Source organism: Psychrobacter sp. Marseille-P5312, assembly GCF_900291405.1.
In the GTDB taxonomy this organism is placed as follows: Bacteria; Pseudomonadota; Gammaproteobacteria; order Pseudomonadales; family Moraxellaceae; genus Psychrobacter; species Psychrobacter celer.
On sequence record NZ_OLML01000001.1, the window covers coordinates 2,761,353 to 2,779,161 of the forward strand.

Sequence of the window (17,809 nt, forward strand, 5' to 3'; positions counted from 1 at the left end):
TATGAGATTTTTAGAGTGTATCGACTATATCATAATACCGCTTTTCAAACTCAAAAGGCGATACATAGCCCAATGCACTGTGTATACGCTTTTTATTGAACCAATCTACTCAATTCAATGTCGCAAGTTGTACATTCGCTAAACATTGCCAACCTGCTTTTAAATATTCAATCACCTCTGTTTTGTATAACCTATGCCCTGTTTCAGGCAAAGCATTATCAAGGCCTGGTTATATATTTTTTCTTATGTTATCAAGCCAAGCTCGCATACTTGGTGTAAGCAAGCGATGACGACGCCAAGCCATGACAAGCTCCCATTTTAACTGAGGTTGGGTTAGTGGCAAGCAGACTAATCCTGTTAAATCCAACTTTTGAGTATAATATTGAGGCAAAAGAGTCACACCCATATCCTGTTTTACCATGTCAAGAAGCAAGTGCCACTGATTGGTTTGGCAAATAATATTAGGTTCAAAACCTAGTGATTGACAGTTTTCTATAATCATTGGAGTAAATGATGAATTGGAGGTAAATAAAATTAGGGGTGCATTTGTAGTGGTCAAATATTTTTAGACAGTACTTAAGAGGTTTTTGTTGAAATAAAGTCTCTCTTTCTCGCTTGGTGTTAAATACTCATTAAAGCTGTGTGGTCTTACACTTTGATAATAGCCCCAAATATAATCATTTACTGCCTGCCGAGCCTCATCAATATTGTCATAGCCGTTTTTTGGCATCCACTCTGTCTTAAAGCTTCTAAAGAACCTCTCTGTAGGTGCATTGTCCCAACAGTTGCCTCGTCGGCTCATACTATGCGACATACCATTGCACTTGGCTACGCATTTAGCATACTCTTCACTGGTATAATGACTGCCTTGATCTGAATGAAACAGCACGCCTTTAGGCTCAAGTCTTATGTGATATGCCATTTTTAGTGCAGATGTGGTCAGCTGAGTATTCGGGCTATCTGACAAGGCAAAACCAACAATACGTCGAGCATATAAATCCATAACGATGGCTAAATAACACCATCCGCCTTTGATACGAATATAAGTAACATCACCTGTCCACACTTGGTTTGGTGCAGTGGGCGCAAACTGACGGTCTAGTATGTTTCCATAAACTTTATGGAATTTTTCACAACGCCTGTACTTATGTGATTTTATCTGTCGACTAATCAACCCCATTTGTGCCATCAGCTTACCTGCTCTGTAGCGTGTGAGTTTAATGTCATGTTGATGCGTGACGATAGCAGATACCGTCCTTGCACCAGCCGAGCCATTTGACTGTTCAAATACTTCTCTGATTAAGGCTTTGAGCCTTATAAGTTCAATGTCTATAGACCTAGATTTAGTACTGTTATAATAGCTACTTCTAACAACCCCAAACAGTTCACATAGCTTGTGTTTGCTAATATGCTTATGATGCTCTGCAAGCTTGGTTATTAGCGATAGACGCTGAGATTGTCTTGGGCTAGCAGAGCAGATGCCTTTTTTAATATATCTCGCTCCATCTTAAGCTGCTTGACCTGTTTTTCAAGCTCTTGTATACGCCGTAATTCAGGCGTTAGGGCTTTGCCTTCTGATGGCATGACACCTTGCTGTTCTTTACGGTATTTATATACCCAATTCTCTAAGGTGGTTTTGCCGATACCTAATGAGTTGGCTACTTCTGGTATCTTCCTGCCTTGATCTTCAACCAGTTTAATGGCTTCTAGCTTAAATTCTTGGCTGTAGCGTCCGCGTTTGGTGGTCATATCTTCTCTCCAGTCTTGGTGATAGTATAACCTTGTATCTTGAATAACCGCTTAATACTGCCAACGAAAGTTGATAAAATAAAGTAATTATTCATGAGCATTGAGAGTATGAGTATAACCTTAGTGCCTAGACACTGTGTAAGAGATTATGCCCAATGCTCATCCCATCATCTTCATATTCTGAATGGTATCCAAGTGCCTCGCCATCTACCAAGGTGTCATGAGTGACACTGCATAGACAAGGGAAGACAATAAGATGACACACTATATCGGCATAGACGTCAGTAAAAACAAGCTAGATATCGCCTGGCTCAAAGCCACTGATAATCTCAAATTTAAAACCAAAGTCTTTAAAAATGATTACAGTGACTACGCTGCTCTTATCAACTGGCTCATTGCTAACATCACTGACGACTTAAGTAATATTCACATCACGGTCGAGGCCACAGGAGTCTATCACGAGAACATCGCCTACTACCTATTTGATAAAGGTCTTAACGTCAGTATTATCAATCCTGCTTATATCAAAAGCTATGCTGCTAGTTTAGGAAGTCGCAACAAGACGGATAAAAAAGACAGTATGTTATTAGCCCGCTACACCTATAGTGCTAAGCCTAAATTATGGACACCGCCGCCAGCAGAGGCGCGTCACCTCAAGTCATTATTGTCGCGCTTAGACGCACTACAAGAAGACTTACAACGTGAGCTGAATCGATTGGAAAAAGCGCAGGCCACAGACACCGCTCCTATCGTTAAAGCTTCTATTGAGCATATGATAGCCTCTTTGCAAGCCGCTATTGTTAAGCTCAATGGTGATATTGATGACCATATCGATCATCATCACAATTTAAAGCAAGATCAGACTCTACTACAAACTATTAAAGGCGTCGGCCCTGTTGTCTCAAAGCAGATGGTGTCGCTGATGCATAATAAGCAGTTTAGTCAAGCGTCACAAATGGCCGCCTTTTTAGGCTTAGTTCCCAAACATAGTGAATCAGGGCTATTTAAAGGCAAGTCTCGCTTAGCAAAGAATGGCTCAAGTGATATCAGAGCCAAACTGTATATGCCAGCGCTAGTCGCCATTAAGCATAATCCTGATATTAAGGCGCAGTATGAGCGACTGCTTGCTAATGGTAAGTGCAAAATGCAGGCTGTCTGTGCAGCGATGCGCAAGCTTGTGCATATCTGTTTCGGTGTGATTAAACATCAGCAGTCTTACCAAGCAAAAGTTGAGCTAATTAGTGCTTGATTTGGCTTTTTTAAGATGGTATCTCTTATCTACTGTCCTATTTCATTATGCCACTACAATGCGCTTAGGGCTGGACGCTATCGACAAGTAAATCAAGGCGTTAGCACTTAGTGATTATCGGTCTTCGCGTTTGTTAGTGTTTATCAGATAAACGCCGCTTTACAAACCAACCGATTATCAGCACCACGATAAGGATGCCAATACCTGTCGAGTAAGGGGCAAGCGTTGATTCAATAACCTCGTAGTTTTGGCCCATATAGTAACCCGCGAGCGTCAGACCTGTCGTCCAAATGCTCGCACCAAGTGCGGAGAGCCCCAAAAACGGTAGCATCGACATATTATTCATACCGGCAGGAATCGAGATAAACGAGCGGATACCAGGCACCATACGACCAAAGAATACCGCTTTTTTACCGTGCTTATCGAACCATTCATTGGTAGCTTTGATATCGTCAGGTTTTACAAAAACAAATTTGCCATATTTTTTGGTTAAGGCTATCAAGCGCTCTTCATTAAACACGCGGCCTAAATAGTACAGCGGTAACGCACCAAGTACCGCGCCAAGCGTCCCTGCTAGTATGGCAAGTATGAGATTAAGCTCACTATTTGAAGCGGCAAACCCAGCAGCAGGCATAATGACCTCGGAAGGAATAGGCGGAAAGACGTTTTCGGCAAACATGGCAAAGATAATGCCAAAGTAGCCAAACTTCGCCGTAATAGAGAGTACCCAGTCACTGATTTGACCCATAAAAAACCTTTAAAATAGAATGGACAATACTGCTGCTAAGCCGAATCTTTAGGCAAAAGATACTAGCTCATCAGTGGTTTTTCAATTTAGAAGGTTTTACGCGCTGTGCAAATTTCGTTAACGTATGTAGTGGCATCGCGACACCAGCAGCCAGCAGCCAGCAGACCGAGTCCTATAGCGCTCACATGCCATTTTTTGACAGAAGTGGTAGCTGTGGTATTAATACGAGCATTGGCACTGACGCTAGATTTAGAAGACTTGCCACGTGCTTTGGCATATTCACCAACGGCGACAAAACAATTTAAAGCTTCATTCCATATGACTTTATAGATGCGGTTCATGATGCGCACTCCCTTACATAATTATTAGAGGCCAACTCATAGTCGGTATGTAGAGAGCGAATACGACAAAATGACACGGCGGTAAGCTTTAATGAGACTTTTTGCGCAAATGTAACCATTCTTAGCGGTTTAAAAACCTAAAAGTTTCATCATGTAAGACTATGTACACTCTTCGGCTATTTACTACCGCTTATCGGAATATATTCATAAAAATGAATATATTCTTTTCATTATCTCTTATTTATATTAAATTACCTCCATTTTTCACAAATTTTCGTTCATTGTTCTGATACCAAGCACACCTTTTCGCAGGTATTCGTTACTTATTAAAAAGGTGTGGCAACCATGTAGATCATTAATGAGACGTTTTATAGTCCAATAGGTAACACAATCTGCACTATCAGCCCTTGGACACCATCAAGACGATTATAAACGTCAATTTGGCCTTTATGTGCCAGCACCACGGCATGGACGATCGCCAGCCCTAGCCCATAGCCGCCAGTGTCGCGGTGACGCGCCGAGTCTAGCCGTACAAAGGGCTGAAAAATACGCTGCAAGTCTTGCTCTGCAACGCCGCCGCCCTCGTCTATGATGCGGATTTGAATGGCAGGTCTTTTGCCATCTATCTTTGCTGGTTTAATCTCAGCCATAACCGTTGAATCAGCTGCTGTGTGCATAAAAGCATTACGAATGACGTTTTCAAGCGCACTATGTAACTGTTCTTGGTTGCCCTTTACCGTCGACTTTAGGGTTGGTGGTTGCCAGTGCCAATGGACGTTTTTGTGCTGAAATTCAAAACAAACATCTTGTCCAATCTCACTAATAATTTCGGAGACATCAACCCAGTCATTTTCTACATTATCAGTGGTGTATTGCTGCATCTGTAGCGACTGGATATGAATGATTTGTTCGATCAGCTCATTCATTCGCGCAGACTCTTTGTCGATACGGTCGAGGTAGCGATTGGCATTGGGGGCAAAATCTCGCGTCAGCTCGGTCGCCACATCAAGGCGCGCTAAGGGCGAGCGCAGCTCATGCGAGATATCACTAAGCATCTGCTTGCGCGCCAGCTCACTCTCAGCCAGCCGCCTTGATAGCTTGGCCACGTCTTTTGCCAATAGACCCAGCTCATCATCGCCCATTTTTGCCAACTGGGTATCCGCCTGATAATCGCCAGCAATCATGCGATGTACCGCATGTTGGACGCGGCGCATACGCTGGGTCAAGGTACGGCTAAGCCAAACACAGACCAAGACACTAAAGAAGATAATTAGCAGCAAACGTACCGAAAAATTATTCCGTTGCAGCGCGACGACATCGGCAAAACGCAGGTGCGGACGCAGCTGTATAATGACAGACTGACCATCTGGCAGCGCGACGGTCTTATCCGCCAGCTCAGGGCGCATCTCGGGGTCTGCTATCGTGCGCTGAGACATCATCGATTGCCAATAAGGATTGCGAGTATTGTTTGGCATACTGGTAGTATCGTCAGAGCGGTGATGATCTAAGGCGGGTACGGCGGGTGCGTTTGGCATGGCAGGCATTGATGGCATCGGATGCATGGGCGCACGCGGCATAACTTGCCTGCCGTCTTGACGGTCCGCTTGGTCTCGATAACGCGGAAAGATAATAGCGCCTTGCCCGTTATAGACTCTGATTTGACTCATCAGCCGCCGATCATCACGGTACATCTGCCTGACTGATGCAAAATCGCCCGCTTGCAACGCGGCAGCCAGCTCATTGCGTTTAATCAACAACTGCTCAATCTGCACTTCCATACGCGCGGTCAGCGCTCTTTCAACCAGTATCCGCTCTACCACGATGGACAAAATAGAGGTGAGTAAGATCGTCAATAGTAGACTCAAAAACAGCCGCCAAAACAGCGTGATTCTGGGTCGAAAGGTAGAAGTATTTGCGGAATGTGTCATTACAGTACCAGCTGATAGCCTTTCCCACGAATCGCTTTGATCGGCTCATCATGAAAAGGTTGGAGTTTTTTGCGCAGGCGTGAGACATGCACATCAAGGCTGCGGTCGAAGGGCTGTAGCTCACGCTGCAACACATGCTCTGATAGCCACGCTTTACTCACCACCTCGCCTTTTTTCTTGAGCAAGGCGAGCAACAAGTCAAACTCGGTGCCTGTCACTTGTAGCTCTGTCCCGTCTATCTGACAGAGTCGCTGGTTTTGATCCAAATGTAATCGGCTCTCAGGTAGCGGCATGTGCTCTAACGTACTATCAGAAGCACTAAGACGAGTGCGTTTTATCACCGCATTGATACGTGCCAACAGCTCACGCGGATTGCAAGGCTTGGTAATATAATCATCCGCGCCAAGCTCAAGCCCAATGATACGATCAATCTCCTCGCCTTTTGCCGTCAGCATAATGACCGGAATATCACTGATGGCCGGCAGTTGCCGCAGCACACTGAGCCCATCGATTTTGGGCATCATGATATCGAGTACCAGCAAATCATAAGCGGTAGCAGTGCTGGTATTCTTGAGTCTTTGCATGACCGCTTCACCATCGTGCACGCAGTCACAATCGATATCATGATTTTGCAAGTATTCTTGTAATAACTGGGTCAACTCTTCGTCATCATCGCCGAGTAGTATGTTTGGCACTGCTGTCTCCTTAAGCCTAAGGTCGCTTTGTTGCCTATATTATCAGGCATGGACTTATCATAACGCCATAAACGTTACCTTTCTTAATACTTCATAAAGTATCGCAACCTTTAACTGTCGTAAGATAGCACCTATCAATCACTTGTCGCACTTATCGCCATACTGGCAAGATAAGGTATTTATTGTTTATTTACTCAAATTATAAAAGGATTGTATGATGAAAAAACTACTTATGGGCACAGTATTGGCCACCTCTAGTGTATTTGCTGTCACCGCCTGCACCAGTGTCAATGCAACGACTGACACCGTACCTGCCACCAGCAAAATGCAAAAGCATCATCAAGGCGGCATGAAAGAAGGTATGCACAAAGGTGGCATGCATAAAGGCGATATGAGGGGCGGCATGCGAGGTCCACTGTCACAGCTAGATTTGAGTGCCACGCAGCAAGCACAAATCAAAGCCATCATGGAGGCCAAACACGGCGACCGTAAAACTGAGCGCGCGCAACACAAAGCAGAACGGGCGCAGATGCATCAACAAATGCAGGCATTGACCACTGCCAGCACGTTGAATACGGCCGCGCTTAACCGCCTAGCGGATCAGCAAGCGGCTAAAGTCAAGCAGCGTTTTATTGAGCATGCTCAGACCCAGCACGCCATCGCGCAAGTGCTAACGCCGGAGCAACGCGCCAAACTTGCCAAACTGCAAAACGAGAGAATGGCAAAAATGACAAAAGGTCAGCATGGCCAACCGCATCAGCATCAAGGCATGTAGTAGTTATTACTGCCCGCTACACCACTCAGAAAAAGCGCATCGTGATAACGGTGCGCTTTTTTGTATAATTCTGATGATAGCTCAATACCTTTTAATCAGTACCGCCCAAACGCTCTTGCGACAGCGGTAGCGCCTTAAATATCATCTTGCCTATCGCCGTGCCATTACCATCGCGATAGTACTGCATCAGCTCGCGACCATACTCGCGCGCATCAACACTATTGTGCGCATTTGGTACTTGTACATCGCTTGGTAAGTTGGGAAATGCAGCGTCTTTTGGACGAATAGCAGAATACTGCTGCATGGCATCCATCACGATGCCTTTATGCTGATTGGTCTCGCTAGGAAACTCACGCCGCAGATGCTGCCAGATGAGACGGCCACGTTTATCAATGCCGTATAGCGTTTGCACGTTTGGCGTCTCTGCACCAGTATCTACTGTACGGCTGGCGACCGTATCATCAGCGGCGTCTATACTGTTTTTGATTATTGTCAGTACTTGCTGTACCAAGGCCTTACTGGTAAAAATGTCAGGCGCTATATCAGAAGCACTATCATTGACAAGCTCTGGATACTGCTCGCTTATCCGCTCATAAAAACCACGCATATACTCTTGATATGACTGCTCGTGACTGGTCGCGCTTTGAGTACGGCGGATCACTTGCTCACTTGCCAGCATTGCGGGCATCTGGTGCGCTGGCAGCTTAGGAGATAGCGCAGTCAAAGACGTGGCCGCGACATACTCAAACTGACTTGCTGGCGCTGCGGCAAATGCGGCATCGAGCGCGGCAAAATGATGGGTGATCACTGCTTTGCCAAAGCCTTTGGGTAACGTGCCATCGTCCAGCGTGACTTTGAGCCATTTGTTTTGCCATGTCGTGCCAAGTTTGTCGTCCAATAGCTTTGAGTTAATCATCGCAAAATTGTCCGCCCATAGATAAATATCACCGTTTTTAAAATCGATATAGACCGGTTGGTTGAGGCTACTTTGATGATTACGCGCTTGGTATTGGGCACTGGCAAGCATGGTCGCTTTGCCCGCCATCGGCTGATACACGCCTTGGGCGTTGATAGACAACGGTTTTAGTAGATAGGCATCGAGTAGCTTTGCTTTTTTGATACCCTGCGCGGTTGGCTGCGCGTCATAATTATCAAACAACTTTTGGTAATCAGCAGGCACACTTACCTCACTGTCGTATTGGCTGTCTTGCCATGCTTGATAGGCATCCGTACAGGCTAGATAGGATTGTTTGATGGTCGCACGCTGAGCGTCATATGTTGTCGCCGATATATCTTGCTTTTGTCCTTCTGCCTGCGCCAATAATGCCGCATAGGCCTCGTCATGCGTATCTTCGCAGTATTGATAGATATCATCAGTAGTGACTGGGTTGTTAGCACCATTGTTGGTAGTGCTTTGAGACGTTATACCGTCAAACTGCTGCTTATTACTAATCTCAAGGTTGCTATGATAACGAAAGGACTGGCGACGCTGCGCTTGTAGCGCGCTTGCGACGGCTGTTTTGGCAGCTACTGAGGTTTGGGTAGCCGTCATGGCATTAGACTGTCCAAGGCTGGTCGATTGACACCCTGTCAATAACGCCGCGCCTGCGACAAGCGCGCTGGCAAATACCGCATGACCATTGATAATAGTAGATGCACGTGGCGGGCGGCTGGTATGAGTTTGCTGGGGTTTTTTCATTTTTTATCCTTAATAGGGAGAGTTAACAAGACAGACCTACTGATCCGCTAGCTTGCTATCGATGCCATACTTGGCCGCATCGTCATACAATGCCTCATCGTTGTCGTTCCAGTCCTCACTATTACCACTGTCATAAACGCCACCCTCTTCATCAGTATTATCAACATCGTAACGATCTTCATCATCATACTCGTAGTCATAGCGTGCATAACGAGCGCTTTGCAGTCTGTCTTTTTGTTGGCGTATCTTCGCAAGCCACGCGTTGCCGTCGATGGCAGGCTTGGCATTTGCCCCAAAAGACTCGGCCAATAAAGGTGTGAGCGCATGGTCGTTAAAGCTGGCTTTATCATAACGCACTTGGTTGAGTACGCTGGTGGTCGCACCCATCAAATCGCTACCGACATTTAGCCGTTGTTGTTTGGCCAGTAGCTGATTTGCGCGATCCAAATAGTAGTAGTTTGTTTGATTAAAGGAGATGGGACCGATCGCTTCAATCAGCTGTAGCAGTGCGCCGACATCCGCGCTTTGATATCCTTTATGGTATAGCTGCGCCTTAGCAAGTGCAGCTTTTAGCATCGCTCCATCAGGATACTGTGACGGATTGGCATCGACATGCTCTTGTAGTGACTGGGTCATATATTTTAGGATTTTGCCGACCAGCTCACCGCCTTGCTTACTACCGATATATAACTTGACGGCATGGCTGGCCCCCACTTCTTTGGCAAATGCGTCATTACGTATATCAACGGCGCTGAAATACTCTGGTGCCAGCTCGGCCATACTCTTCTGTATCGCAGCAAGCGCAGCATCATACAATACCGTAGGCGGCAGCTGCTCGGTGATGCCCTTAGGCAGACCAAAGCTGACCGTATGAGAGGTCATCTCCTGAGGCAGCGGGGTATTTTCAGGACTGGCCAGCGCCACAATCGGCATGATGGCCGATGGGTCTACCGTGATACGACTGTCATTAAAATCCAGTGCAAGCGGTATCTGTATGGATGAGCTAAGCGTTGGGCTGACATAGTCATAACTATAGACGCTACGTAGCTGGCGCTGTTTGGGCCTGAATTGGCTGACGCTATTAAATGTCAAATGCTGATATTGATAGGCGTTAGTCGCAGCGATTTGCTCAGGTGTGCGATGCAACATAGCCAGCATCTGACCGATGACGCCGGTAGTTGGCATCGGTTTGTCATCGCTCGCCACTGGCTGCTGCTTGGCGGCTTGCATGGCTTCATAGCTCTTTAATAATGCCTTGGGTTTGACATCTTGCACGCCCGGTATCAACCCATCGTCTTTAGTATTGGCGCTATACTCATCATCAGCAAACGCTTCATCTGCATCGTCAGCAAAACTCCTGTCAGCAAACTCACTATTATCATCAGCAGCCTCGTCGTCTATCGCTTGCTCTTCTTGATACGCATAAGTTTCGATGATGGTTCTTAGCAGACTGCTCGCGCCAGCATCGATACTGTCTGGATCGATAAAGGGTGCCATATGATAATTGGCCTGCGCGACGGCCACGTGCTCACTGGCGAGATGCTGACGAATGGCAGCAAGCAAACGTGTCTTTGCCTGAGTCTGCGTATTGGGATAGCTCTGCTGGTCAAACAGTTGCTCATAGCGCGCAGAGCTGGCTTGTAGACGGTCAGTAAAGACGCGCCCCTGTGCTTGGTTTACTGCACTGTCTGCGACCTCAAAGTCGATGAGCGCATCTGATACCGCGCCTGAGGAGACGCCAGCGCTTGTCTGACAGCCCATCAATGCCAATGACGTACCACCAAGCAGCAGCGCACAACCGGTCGCCGTCAGTGTACGTGATAAATTTCGATGTTTGTTTTTATGATAAATCGCCACAGGCGCAGTTACCTCATGCAGCTGCGACCTACAACCAGACTGTCGACTGCGATGATTGCTATGAGTAGATGACATAAAAGTCCCTTTATTTAATGGGTAAAATAAGGATAAACGCGTATGATATTTATAACACAAAGCGTTACAATTTAGTAATATTAGCGTGCGTTTCTAGGCAAAAGTCTGTATTGTTTTTATCTATTAAAATTTACCACTCACATAAAAAGGACTTTGCCATGCCAAATCTGTCTGGCCACTCTCAACCACCCATCATCACCACATTAAAATCTGCGATGCTCATTGCTAGCAGTACATTATTGCTATCTGTATCAGCGCATGCACTTGAACCAGTAACACCAACTGATGCTAATGTGATAAATAACACCTCAATCAACACCAGTGCGATCAATCTGGCCATCATGACCGATAATCCGACGGTCTTGTCTGAAATCAAGCGCATCACACCAGCGAAAACCAATACGCTGACACTCACAACCAATAAAACAAAAACCGAGCAAGCTATCTACTCCGAGGACGCCATTCATCATCCCGTCTGGGCCAAAAACGGCATGGTCGCAACTCAAGAAGCACTGGCCTCTGATATTGGCTTACAGATTCTAAAAGACGGTGGCAATGCCGTCGATGCTGGCGTTGCGGTGGGTTTTGCCTTAGCCGTGACACTACCTCGGGCGGGCAACATCGGCGGTGGCGGCTTTATGATGATTTATGATGCCGAGCAAGGCGAAACGGTGGCACTCGATTATCGCGAAAGAGCCCCAAGCAGCGCCTCACGTGATATGTATCTCGATGAGGACGGCAATGCGGTAAGTGATTTGTCTCGCTTTCACGGCTTAGCTGTCGGCGTACCAGGGACAGTCGCAGGACTGCTCAAAGCGCTAGAAGACCATGGCACCATGAGCCGCGAGCAAGTGATGGCACCAGCGATCGCACTTGCTGAAGATGGCATAGAAGTCACCGCTGGCTTGTCGGAGTCACTAGAAGCCTTAAGCGATCGCCTACAAAAGTGGCCCAGTACCAAAAAAGTGTTTTTTAAACCTGACGGCAGCGCGTATCAACCTGGCGAGCGCATGTATCAGCCAGAGCTTGCCCGCTCGCTAAAGCTCATTGCCGCGCAAGGCGCTGATGGCTTTTATAAAGGTGAGACCGCGCGCAGTATTGTCAAAGCGGTCAATGAGGCTGGTGGTAGCATGAGCTTGCAGGATTTGGCCAATTACGAAGCCATCGCTCGTACGCCTGTGATAGGCGACTACCGTGATTATGAGATCGTCTCGATGCCACCGCCCTCCTCTGGTGGTATCCACATCGTGCAGATTTTAAATATTTTAGAAGGCTATCCACTAAAAGACTATGGTCACAATAGCGCGCAAACCATTCACCTAATGGCAGAGGCAATGCAACTGGCGTATGCTGACCGTGCAGAGTATTTAGGCGACTCAGACTTTATCGATGTACCAGCCAGCGGCCTTACTTCTCAAGCCTATGCCGATCAGCTGCGCACCTTAATTGATCCAGACAAGGCCACGCCAGCGAGTACGATTAAAGCCAACAACCCACTACCCTACGAGAGCGACCAAACCACGCATTTCTCTATTGTGGATAAAGACGGCAATGCAATCGCCAATACCTATACGCTGAACTTCTCTTATGGCACCGGTCTGGTTGCAGACGGCACGGGCATATTACTAAACAACGAGATGGACGACTTTTCTGCCAAGCCTGGCACGCCAAATGGCTATGGGCTACTAGGCGGTGAGGCAAATAGCGTAGAAGCCAATAAGCGGCCGCTGTCCTCGATGAGTCCGACGTTGGTATTTAAGGACGATAAGCCTTATATCGTGACTGGCAGCCCCGGCGGTAGCCGCATCATCACCACCGTCACCCAAATCATCTCCAACGTCATCGATCATGATATGAATATCGCTGAAGCCACGCATGCGCCGCGCATCCATGACCAGTGGCTACCGGATGAGATACGAGTAGAAAAAGCACTGAATATCGATACGATCAAAAAGCTAGAATCCATGGGACACACGGTCAGTCCAAAAGCCGCTATGGGCTCAACACAGTCGATTATGATAACGCCAAATGGTGTCTACGGCTCCTCTGATCCGCGTATTGTCGATGCAGCGGTGGTTGGGTATTAAGTTAAGTTTTTGGTGTCAAATACGCGTGGCGGAACTGAGTAGGCGATATGCCTGTGAACTGCTTGAACTGGCGGCTAAAAGCACTGTGATCGCTGTAGCCGCAGTGCAATGATATCTGAGTCACTGACATTTCAGGATTAGCCAATAACTTCACCGCATACTCCAAGCGTAGCTTTTGTACAAACTGCAGCGGCGACATATTGAGTACAGCTTTAAAAGTACGCTCTAGCTGCGACACGCTCAAATTAGCCAGTTCCGCTAGCTGAGCCACATTGATTTTTTGATCGAGGTTAGCTCGTACAAACTGAGCAACTTCAGCCAAGCGAGCGTGTTTACGTAAAACACGCTCATTATCTTCATCGATATCGACCGATATTCCAACCATCGCAACTATTTGTTGGTTGTTATTATAAATAGGCAGCTTATTGGTAATACACCACCCTAATTGACCAGACGCATAACTGTGCAGCTCTAAGTTGTCGACAATCGACTTTCCCTCGCGCAATACCTTCATATCTTGCACCATATAGTCTTTGCCCTGATGATGTGAAAACACCTCTTCTGTGGTGAAGCCTATAATGTCTGCATGCTTATTCAACTGACAACGTTTTAACAGCGTTCTGTTTGCCAGCTGGTAGCGCGCCTGCTCATCTTTTACAAAAAACACTACATTAGTCAAAGTATTCAACAGCGGTAGTAATAATGAGACATTACCAATAAAAGCTTCGCTACTATCGGGATAATAGGCAGTCATATTTTGCTGCAATGACGTGGTAAGCATAGCAAGTGCTGTATCTTCTATTACATCTGTTATTACCTCAGTCATCGTATGTCATCCTTGTCATATCAATTTTACACTCAGCCAAACATTCATAATTTACAGATTATTCTACGTATATCTATAGTTGATTTACTTTAAAACCGATACAGTGCTACTGGCATAAATGTATCGGTTTTATTTCGAACTGACTATTTTACTACCAATTTTTTGGCACAGATTTCTCTAGTGTACACTGAGCCACTATGCAGAAATGCGCATTTATCCATGAAAAAACAGCAAGACGCTCCATTCAAAAACATCCATTCTATATGTAGACCTTAGCAATTGCGGATTAATGGATGACTGCAAGCTATGCTTGCATTAGCTCTATTGCAAAACAATGGAATGTAACTTTTTCAAGGATGAATTAGGGTGCCCGTCATGTCTTCTACATTATTTAACTTTAAAATTATCGACTCACATACGGGCGGTGAGCCTACTCGTATGGTCTATGACGGCTTTCCTGAGCTGGTCGGTGAGACCATGCAAGATAAGCTGCAGTATTTCAAACAAAACTTTGACCATCTGCGCCAAAGTATCATTCTAGAGCCACGCGGCAATGATGTCCTTGTCGGTGCACTACTCCTTCCTGCAACTGATCCTAAAGCCACAGCGGGCATTATCTTTTTCAACAATGCTGGTTATTTAGGTATGTGCGGGCACGGCACGATTGGTGTCGTCGCATCGCTGGCTTATCAACAAAAAATCACGACTGGCACACATTGGTTTGAGACCCCAGTGGGTTTAATCAAAACAACCTTGCATGATGATGGCAGCTGTAGCATCCAAAACGTCCCTTCTTATCGTTATAAAAAACAAGTTGAGGTTCAAGTCCCTGAATTAGGCCTTATCCGTGGCGATATCGCTTGGGGTGGCAACTGGTTCTTTTTAGTCAGTGAGCACGGACAAGATATTCAAGCAAATAATGTCGCAAAACTGACTCAAGTAACCATGCAAATTAAGCAAGCATTAATCACTGCTAACATCTCTGGCGAAAACGGCGGCGAGATTGACCATATCGAGCTGTTTGCCGATAGCAATGATGCTCAAGCAGATAGTAAAAACTTCGTCCTATGCCCAGGTGCGGCGTACGACCGCTCACCTTGCGGTACCGGCACCAGTGCCAAACTGGCCTGCCTTGCTGCTGACGATCTGTTAGCGCCTGGTCAAATCTGGCGCCAACAAAGTGTTGTTGGCAGCGTATTTACCGGCAGCTACCAACATGCCACTGATCTCAACAATACAGAGTCTACAGCCTACCCTGAGCACACGATTATCCCAACCATCTGTGGTCATGCCCATGTCTGCGCCGAGACCACACTAATTGTACAAGAAGACGACCCATTCAAATGGGGCATTTCTTGCTAAACACTTGTTATGTACTTATTAAGAAATTGCTAAAAACTATTAAGCATATGCGAAACCACAGATAGCAATAAATTGGTCAGCCAATGTTTATGCATGAGTATTATCGAGAGATCCTATGAGCACCTCACACTTCGACATTCATATTATTGGTGGCGGCATTATCGGTCTTGCGACTGCGGTGACGTTACAAGCGCGAGGCACCAAGGTCGCATTACTCGACGCCAATGAAGTCGGTCAAGGCGCATCATTAGGTAACGCCGGTCATATCGCTGCCGAGCAGGTCTTTCCGATTGCCGATGCAAGTATGCTGCGCCATATCCCAGCCATGCTCTTTAACCCAGCGGGGCCATTACGTATAGACTGGCGCTATCTGCCGCGCTTAATGCCTTGGGCAATGCAATTACTCATGAACATGCGCCCTGAGCCATTTGAGCGCATTCATCAGGCATTAATGACCCTTAATCAGAGCAGCATTCAAACTTGGCAGGATTTTGCTAATCAGTGGAAACTAAACGATTGGGTACATATTGAAGGCTCCTTATTAACGGTTGAAAAACCCGTTAGCGTGTCGTTATTAACCGCACATGGCAACCGTCTTAACGAGATTGGTGTGGCAAATGAGTTACTAAGTCAAAAAGAGCTGTTGGCGCGTGAGCCTGCCTTACAAGATAACCAGTTGGCGGCGTTATTCTTTCCAAATACCGGTCACATCACCAATCTAAAATCCGTCATGAAACAGCTTCACAGTACCTTTAGACAATTAGGGGGTCATACGATTGAACATTGCCGTGTACTGGATGCAGCCGTGCATCCAGACGGTATTCGTCTAACCACCAGTCAAGGCGATATGACAGCATCTAAGGTCATGCTATCTGCCGGTGCTCATTCAAAAACATTGGCGAGGAAACTCACTGGTGTGACGGTACCGTTAGATACCGAGCGTGGCTATCATCTAATGCTACCGCATGAGCCGCAGCGTTTGCAGATACCCGTATCCAGTATGGATCGGCGCTTTATTATGACACCGATGCAAGAGGGCTTGCGTTTGGCTGGCACTGTGGAATATGCAGGACTTGATGCGCCAGCAAATATGAGGCGAGCTCACATGTTATTGCAACAAGCGCAGCCCATGTTAAAAGCACCATTAAATGCAGCAGACAGTGTGCCTTGGATGGGTTTTCGACCTTCAACAGCGGATTCACTACCCATCATAGATAGGATTGACAAGGTGTTTTTAAACTTCGGGCATCAACATTTGGGCCTAACGCAAGCTGTCGTCAGCGCACGAATGGTCGCGGAGCTATATTTTGATGAGCTCCCTGTGATAGATCCAAAACCATATCGACTTAACCGTTTCAAATAAGCAGTTTATGACTGCCGTGTAGCAAGCAAAAAACCAACCGATTCAATATTGAATCACCATTATTTAAATCACTACTAACAAGGAAAGACTTATGAATATTAATGGAATCTTAGTCCCAATCGTTACCCCATTTGACCATAACGGTAACGTTGATGCGCAAAAACTAACGGCACTGGTCGAAGCCTTTATCGATAAAGGCGTTGCTGGTATCGTCGCTTGCGGCACTACTGGTGAATACTACACGTTTTCGGCAGCTGAGCGTGAGTTGGTATTGACCACTATTGCTGAAGCTGCAAAAAATAAAGTGACCCTTATCGCTGGTATTAACAGCTTATCGACTGATCACTCTATTGAGCTTGCCGCACAAGCAAAAACCTTAGGTTATGACGGTCTCATGCTATCTGCGACGCCTTATAGCTTACCTGAGCAAGATGGCATCATCGCTCACTTTGAAAAAGTGGCCGACGCCAGCGAGTTACCAATCATCATGTACAACTTCCCGGATCGTGTCGGCGTTGCCATTGAATTTGACACTGTTGCTCATCTAGCCAAGCACCCTAACATCGTCGGCGTAAAAGAAAGTAGCGGCGACTTTAGCCATGCGTTACGTATGCTACAAGCTGATTTTGATGACTTTGAAGTGGTCTGTGGCTGCGATGATCAACCCGTTGACTTCTTCTTTTGGGGCGCAAAAAGCTGGATCGCAGGCGCAGCAAACGTCTTTCCAGCCGAACAAGTCGCTCTGTTTGATGCCACCCAGCAAGGCGACTGGGATAAAGCCAAGCAAATCATGAGTGAGATTTATCCTGCCATTCATTCTATGGAGTCTGGCAACTACAACCAAAAGGCCAAAGCGGGATGCTTAAACGGCACTATGGATGTTGGCTCAGTTCGCGTACCACTCACGGACATGCCAGCAGATGAGAAATCAGAGTTTTTAGCATTGCTGTCTAAATAGTACTCAGCTTAGTAAAAGTACTGTTAAGGATAAGCAACGCTAAATTTGAAGCCGTAGTTAAACTGACGGTATCAAATTTAGCAGACAAGGATTAGAA

General features: G+C 46.3%; 15 protein-coding genes and 1 pseudogene. 6 read left to right on the forward strand and 10 right to left on the reverse strand.

Going from position 1 to position 17,809, the window contains the following annotated elements; all coding sequences use genetic code 11:
• Positions 1–10: 10 nt before the first annotated feature.
• The 3 genes and pseudogenes from C6W44_RS11845 to C6W44_RS11855 all read right to left on the reverse strand — a co-directional run.
• Positions 11–220 (reverse strand): annotated as a pseudogene (locus C6W44_RS11845) (IS3 family transposase); the annotation flags it as partial.
• Positions 221–229: 9 nt separating this feature from the next.
• Positions 230–559, reverse strand: coding sequence for a LysR substrate-binding domain-containing protein (locus tag C6W44_RS11850; RefSeq protein ID WP_227526434.1), 330 nt, complete (start codon positions 557–559; stop codon positions 230–232).
• Between the two features lie 6 nt (positions 560–565).
• Positions 566–1,749 (reverse strand): IS3 family transposase gene (locus C6W44_RS11855; protein ID WP_105244334.1). Its coding sequence is split into 2 segments (ribosomal slippage): positions 566–1,476 and positions 1,476–1,749, totalling 1,185 coding nucleotides; the frame shifts between segments, so codons are not numbered across the junction.
• 256 nt (positions 1,750–2,005) lie between these two features.
• Here C6W44_RS11855 and C6W44_RS11860 point away from each other — a divergent pair.
• The gene (locus tag C6W44_RS11860) at positions 2,006–2,998 is read left to right on the forward strand and encodes an IS110 family transposase (protein WP_105244335.1); all 993 of its coding nucleotides are present in this window, start codon (positions 2,006–2,008) and stop codon (positions 2,996–2,998) included.
• Between the two features lie 133 nt (positions 2,999–3,131).
• On the opposite strand, the gene C6W44_RS11865 is transcribed toward C6W44_RS11860, so the two are convergent.
• The 4 genes from C6W44_RS11865 to C6W44_RS11880 all read right to left on the reverse strand — a co-directional run bounded on the left by C6W44_RS11865 (position 3,132) and on the right by C6W44_RS11880 (position 6,710).
• Positions 3,132–3,746, reverse strand: a complete 615-nt coding sequence (locus C6W44_RS11865; protein WP_105245885.1) for a DedA family protein — start codon at positions 3,744–3,746, stop codon at positions 3,132–3,134.
• 86 nt (positions 3,747–3,832) lie between these two features.
• A complete protein-coding gene (locus C6W44_RS11870) occupies positions 3,833–4,087 on the reverse strand; it encodes an ESPR domain-containing protein (protein WP_105245887.1) in 255 nt (84 codons plus the stop codon).
• Positions 4,088–4,455: 368 nt separating this feature from the next.
• Entirely contained in the window at positions 4,456–6,015 is a 1,560-nt protein-coding gene (locus tag C6W44_RS11875) for a sensor histidine kinase (RefSeq protein ID WP_105245889.1), read from the reverse strand.
• Entirely contained in the window at positions 6,015–6,710 is a 696-nt protein-coding gene (locus C6W44_RS11880; protein ID WP_105245891.1) for a response regulator transcription factor, read from the reverse strand. Before C6W44_RS11880 ends, C6W44_RS11875 begins: the two co-directional genes overlap by 1 nt.
• A gap of 214 nt (positions 6,711–6,924) precedes the next feature.
• Between C6W44_RS11880 and C6W44_RS11885 the strand changes: the two genes are divergently transcribed.
• On the forward strand, positions 6,925–7,485 hold the full coding sequence (locus C6W44_RS11885; RefSeq protein WP_227526435.1) for a Spy/CpxP family protein refolding chaperone: 561 nt from the start codon (positions 6,925–6,927) through the stop codon (positions 7,483–7,485).
• Positions 7,486–7,576: 91 nt separating this feature from the next.
• On the opposite strand, the gene C6W44_RS11890 is transcribed toward C6W44_RS11885, so the two are convergent.
• Both C6W44_RS11890 and C6W44_RS11895 read right to left on the reverse strand, forming a co-directional pair.
• Positions 7,577–9,184 (reverse strand): hypothetical protein, encoded by a 1,608-nt coding sequence (locus C6W44_RS11890; RefSeq protein WP_105245895.1) that lies wholly within the window; start codon positions 9,182–9,184, stop codon positions 7,577–7,579.
• Between the two features lie 36 nt (positions 9,185–9,220).
• On the reverse strand, positions 9,221–11,116 hold the full coding sequence (locus tag C6W44_RS11895) for a hypothetical protein (RefSeq protein WP_105245897.1): 1,896 nt from the start codon (positions 11,114–11,116) through the stop codon (positions 9,221–9,223).
• A gap of 158 nt (positions 11,117–11,274) precedes the next feature.
• Between C6W44_RS11895 and ggt the strand changes: the two genes are divergently transcribed.
• On the forward strand, positions 11,275–13,203 hold the full coding sequence (ggt, locus tag C6W44_RS11900; protein WP_105245899.1) for a gamma-glutamyltransferase: 1,929 nt from the start codon (positions 11,275–11,277) through the stop codon (positions 13,201–13,203).
• Position 13,204: 1 nt separating this feature from the next.
• Here the strand turns inward: ggt and C6W44_RS11905 are convergent, their stop codons facing one another.
• The gene (locus C6W44_RS11905; protein WP_227526436.1) at positions 13,205–14,029 is read right to left on the reverse strand and encodes an AraC family transcriptional regulator; all 825 of its coding nucleotides are present in this window, start codon (positions 14,027–14,029) and stop codon (positions 13,205–13,207) included.
• A 375-nt stretch (positions 14,030–14,404) separates the two neighbouring features.
• Here C6W44_RS11905 and C6W44_RS11910 point away from each other — a divergent pair, with 375 nt between their 5' ends.
• From C6W44_RS11910 to dapA, 3 genes are all read left to right on the forward strand, one after another.
• Positions 14,405–15,391: a proline racemase family protein gene (locus C6W44_RS11910; protein ID WP_105245901.1), complete on the forward strand. Its 987-nt coding sequence runs from the start codon at positions 14,405–14,407 to the stop codon at positions 15,389–15,391.
• 115 nt (positions 15,392–15,506) lie between these two features.
• Positions 15,507–16,754, forward strand: a complete 1,248-nt coding sequence (locus tag C6W44_RS11915; protein WP_105245903.1) for an NAD(P)/FAD-dependent oxidoreductase — start codon at positions 15,507–15,509, stop codon at positions 16,752–16,754.
• A 91-nt stretch (positions 16,755–16,845) separates the two neighbouring features.
• Positions 16,846–17,712, forward strand: coding sequence for a 4-hydroxy-tetrahydrodipicolinate synthase (gene dapA / locus C6W44_RS11920; protein WP_105245905.1), 867 nt, complete (start codon positions 16,846–16,848; stop codon positions 17,710–17,712).
• Positions 17,713–17,809: the final 97 nt, after the last annotated feature.

Excerpts from the sequence above, each read along its gene's own strand:
- C6W44_RS11860 (WP_105244335.1), top strand. The coding sequence starts at position 2,006 with ATGACACACTATATCGGCATAGACGTCAGTAAAAACAAGCTAGATATC.
- C6W44_RS11865 (WP_105245885.1), bottom strand. The coding sequence starts at position 3,746 with ATGGGTCAAATCAGTGACTGGGTACTCTCTATTACGGCGAAGTTTGGC.
- C6W44_RS11870 (WP_105245887.1), bottom strand. The coding sequence starts at position 4,087 with ATGAACCGCATCTATAAAGTCATATGGAATGAAGCTTTAAATTGTTTT.
- C6W44_RS11875 (WP_105245889.1), bottom strand. The coding sequence starts at position 6,015 with ATGACACATTCCGCAAATACTTCTACCTTTCGACCCAGAATCACGCTG.
- C6W44_RS11885 (WP_227526435.1), top strand. The coding sequence starts at position 6,925 with ATGATGAAAAAACTACTTATGGGCACAGTATTGGCCACCTCTAGTGTA.
- C6W44_RS11890 (WP_105245895.1), bottom strand. The coding sequence starts at position 9,184 with ATGAAAAAACCCCAGCAAACTCATACCAGCCGCCCGCCACGTGCATCT.
- C6W44_RS11895 (WP_105245897.1), bottom strand. The coding sequence starts at position 11,116 with ATGTCATCTACTCATAGCAATCATCGCAGTCGACAGTCTGGTTGTAGG.
- ggt (WP_105245899.1), top strand. The coding sequence starts at position 11,275 with ATGCCAAATCTGTCTGGCCACTCTCAACCACCCATCATCACCACATTA.
- C6W44_RS11905 (WP_227526436.1), bottom strand. The coding sequence starts at position 14,029 with ATGACTGAGGTAATAACAGATGTAATAGAAGATACAGCACTTGCTATG.
- C6W44_RS11910 (WP_105245901.1), top strand. The coding sequence starts at position 14,405 with ATGTCTTCTACATTATTTAACTTTAAAATTATCGACTCACATACGGGC.
- C6W44_RS11915 (WP_105245903.1), top strand. The coding sequence starts at position 15,507 with ATGAGCACCTCACACTTCGACATTCATATTATTGGTGGCGGCATTATC.
- dapA (WP_105245905.1), top strand. The coding sequence starts at position 16,846 with ATGAATATTAATGGAATCTTAGTCCCAATCGTTACCCCATTTGACCAT.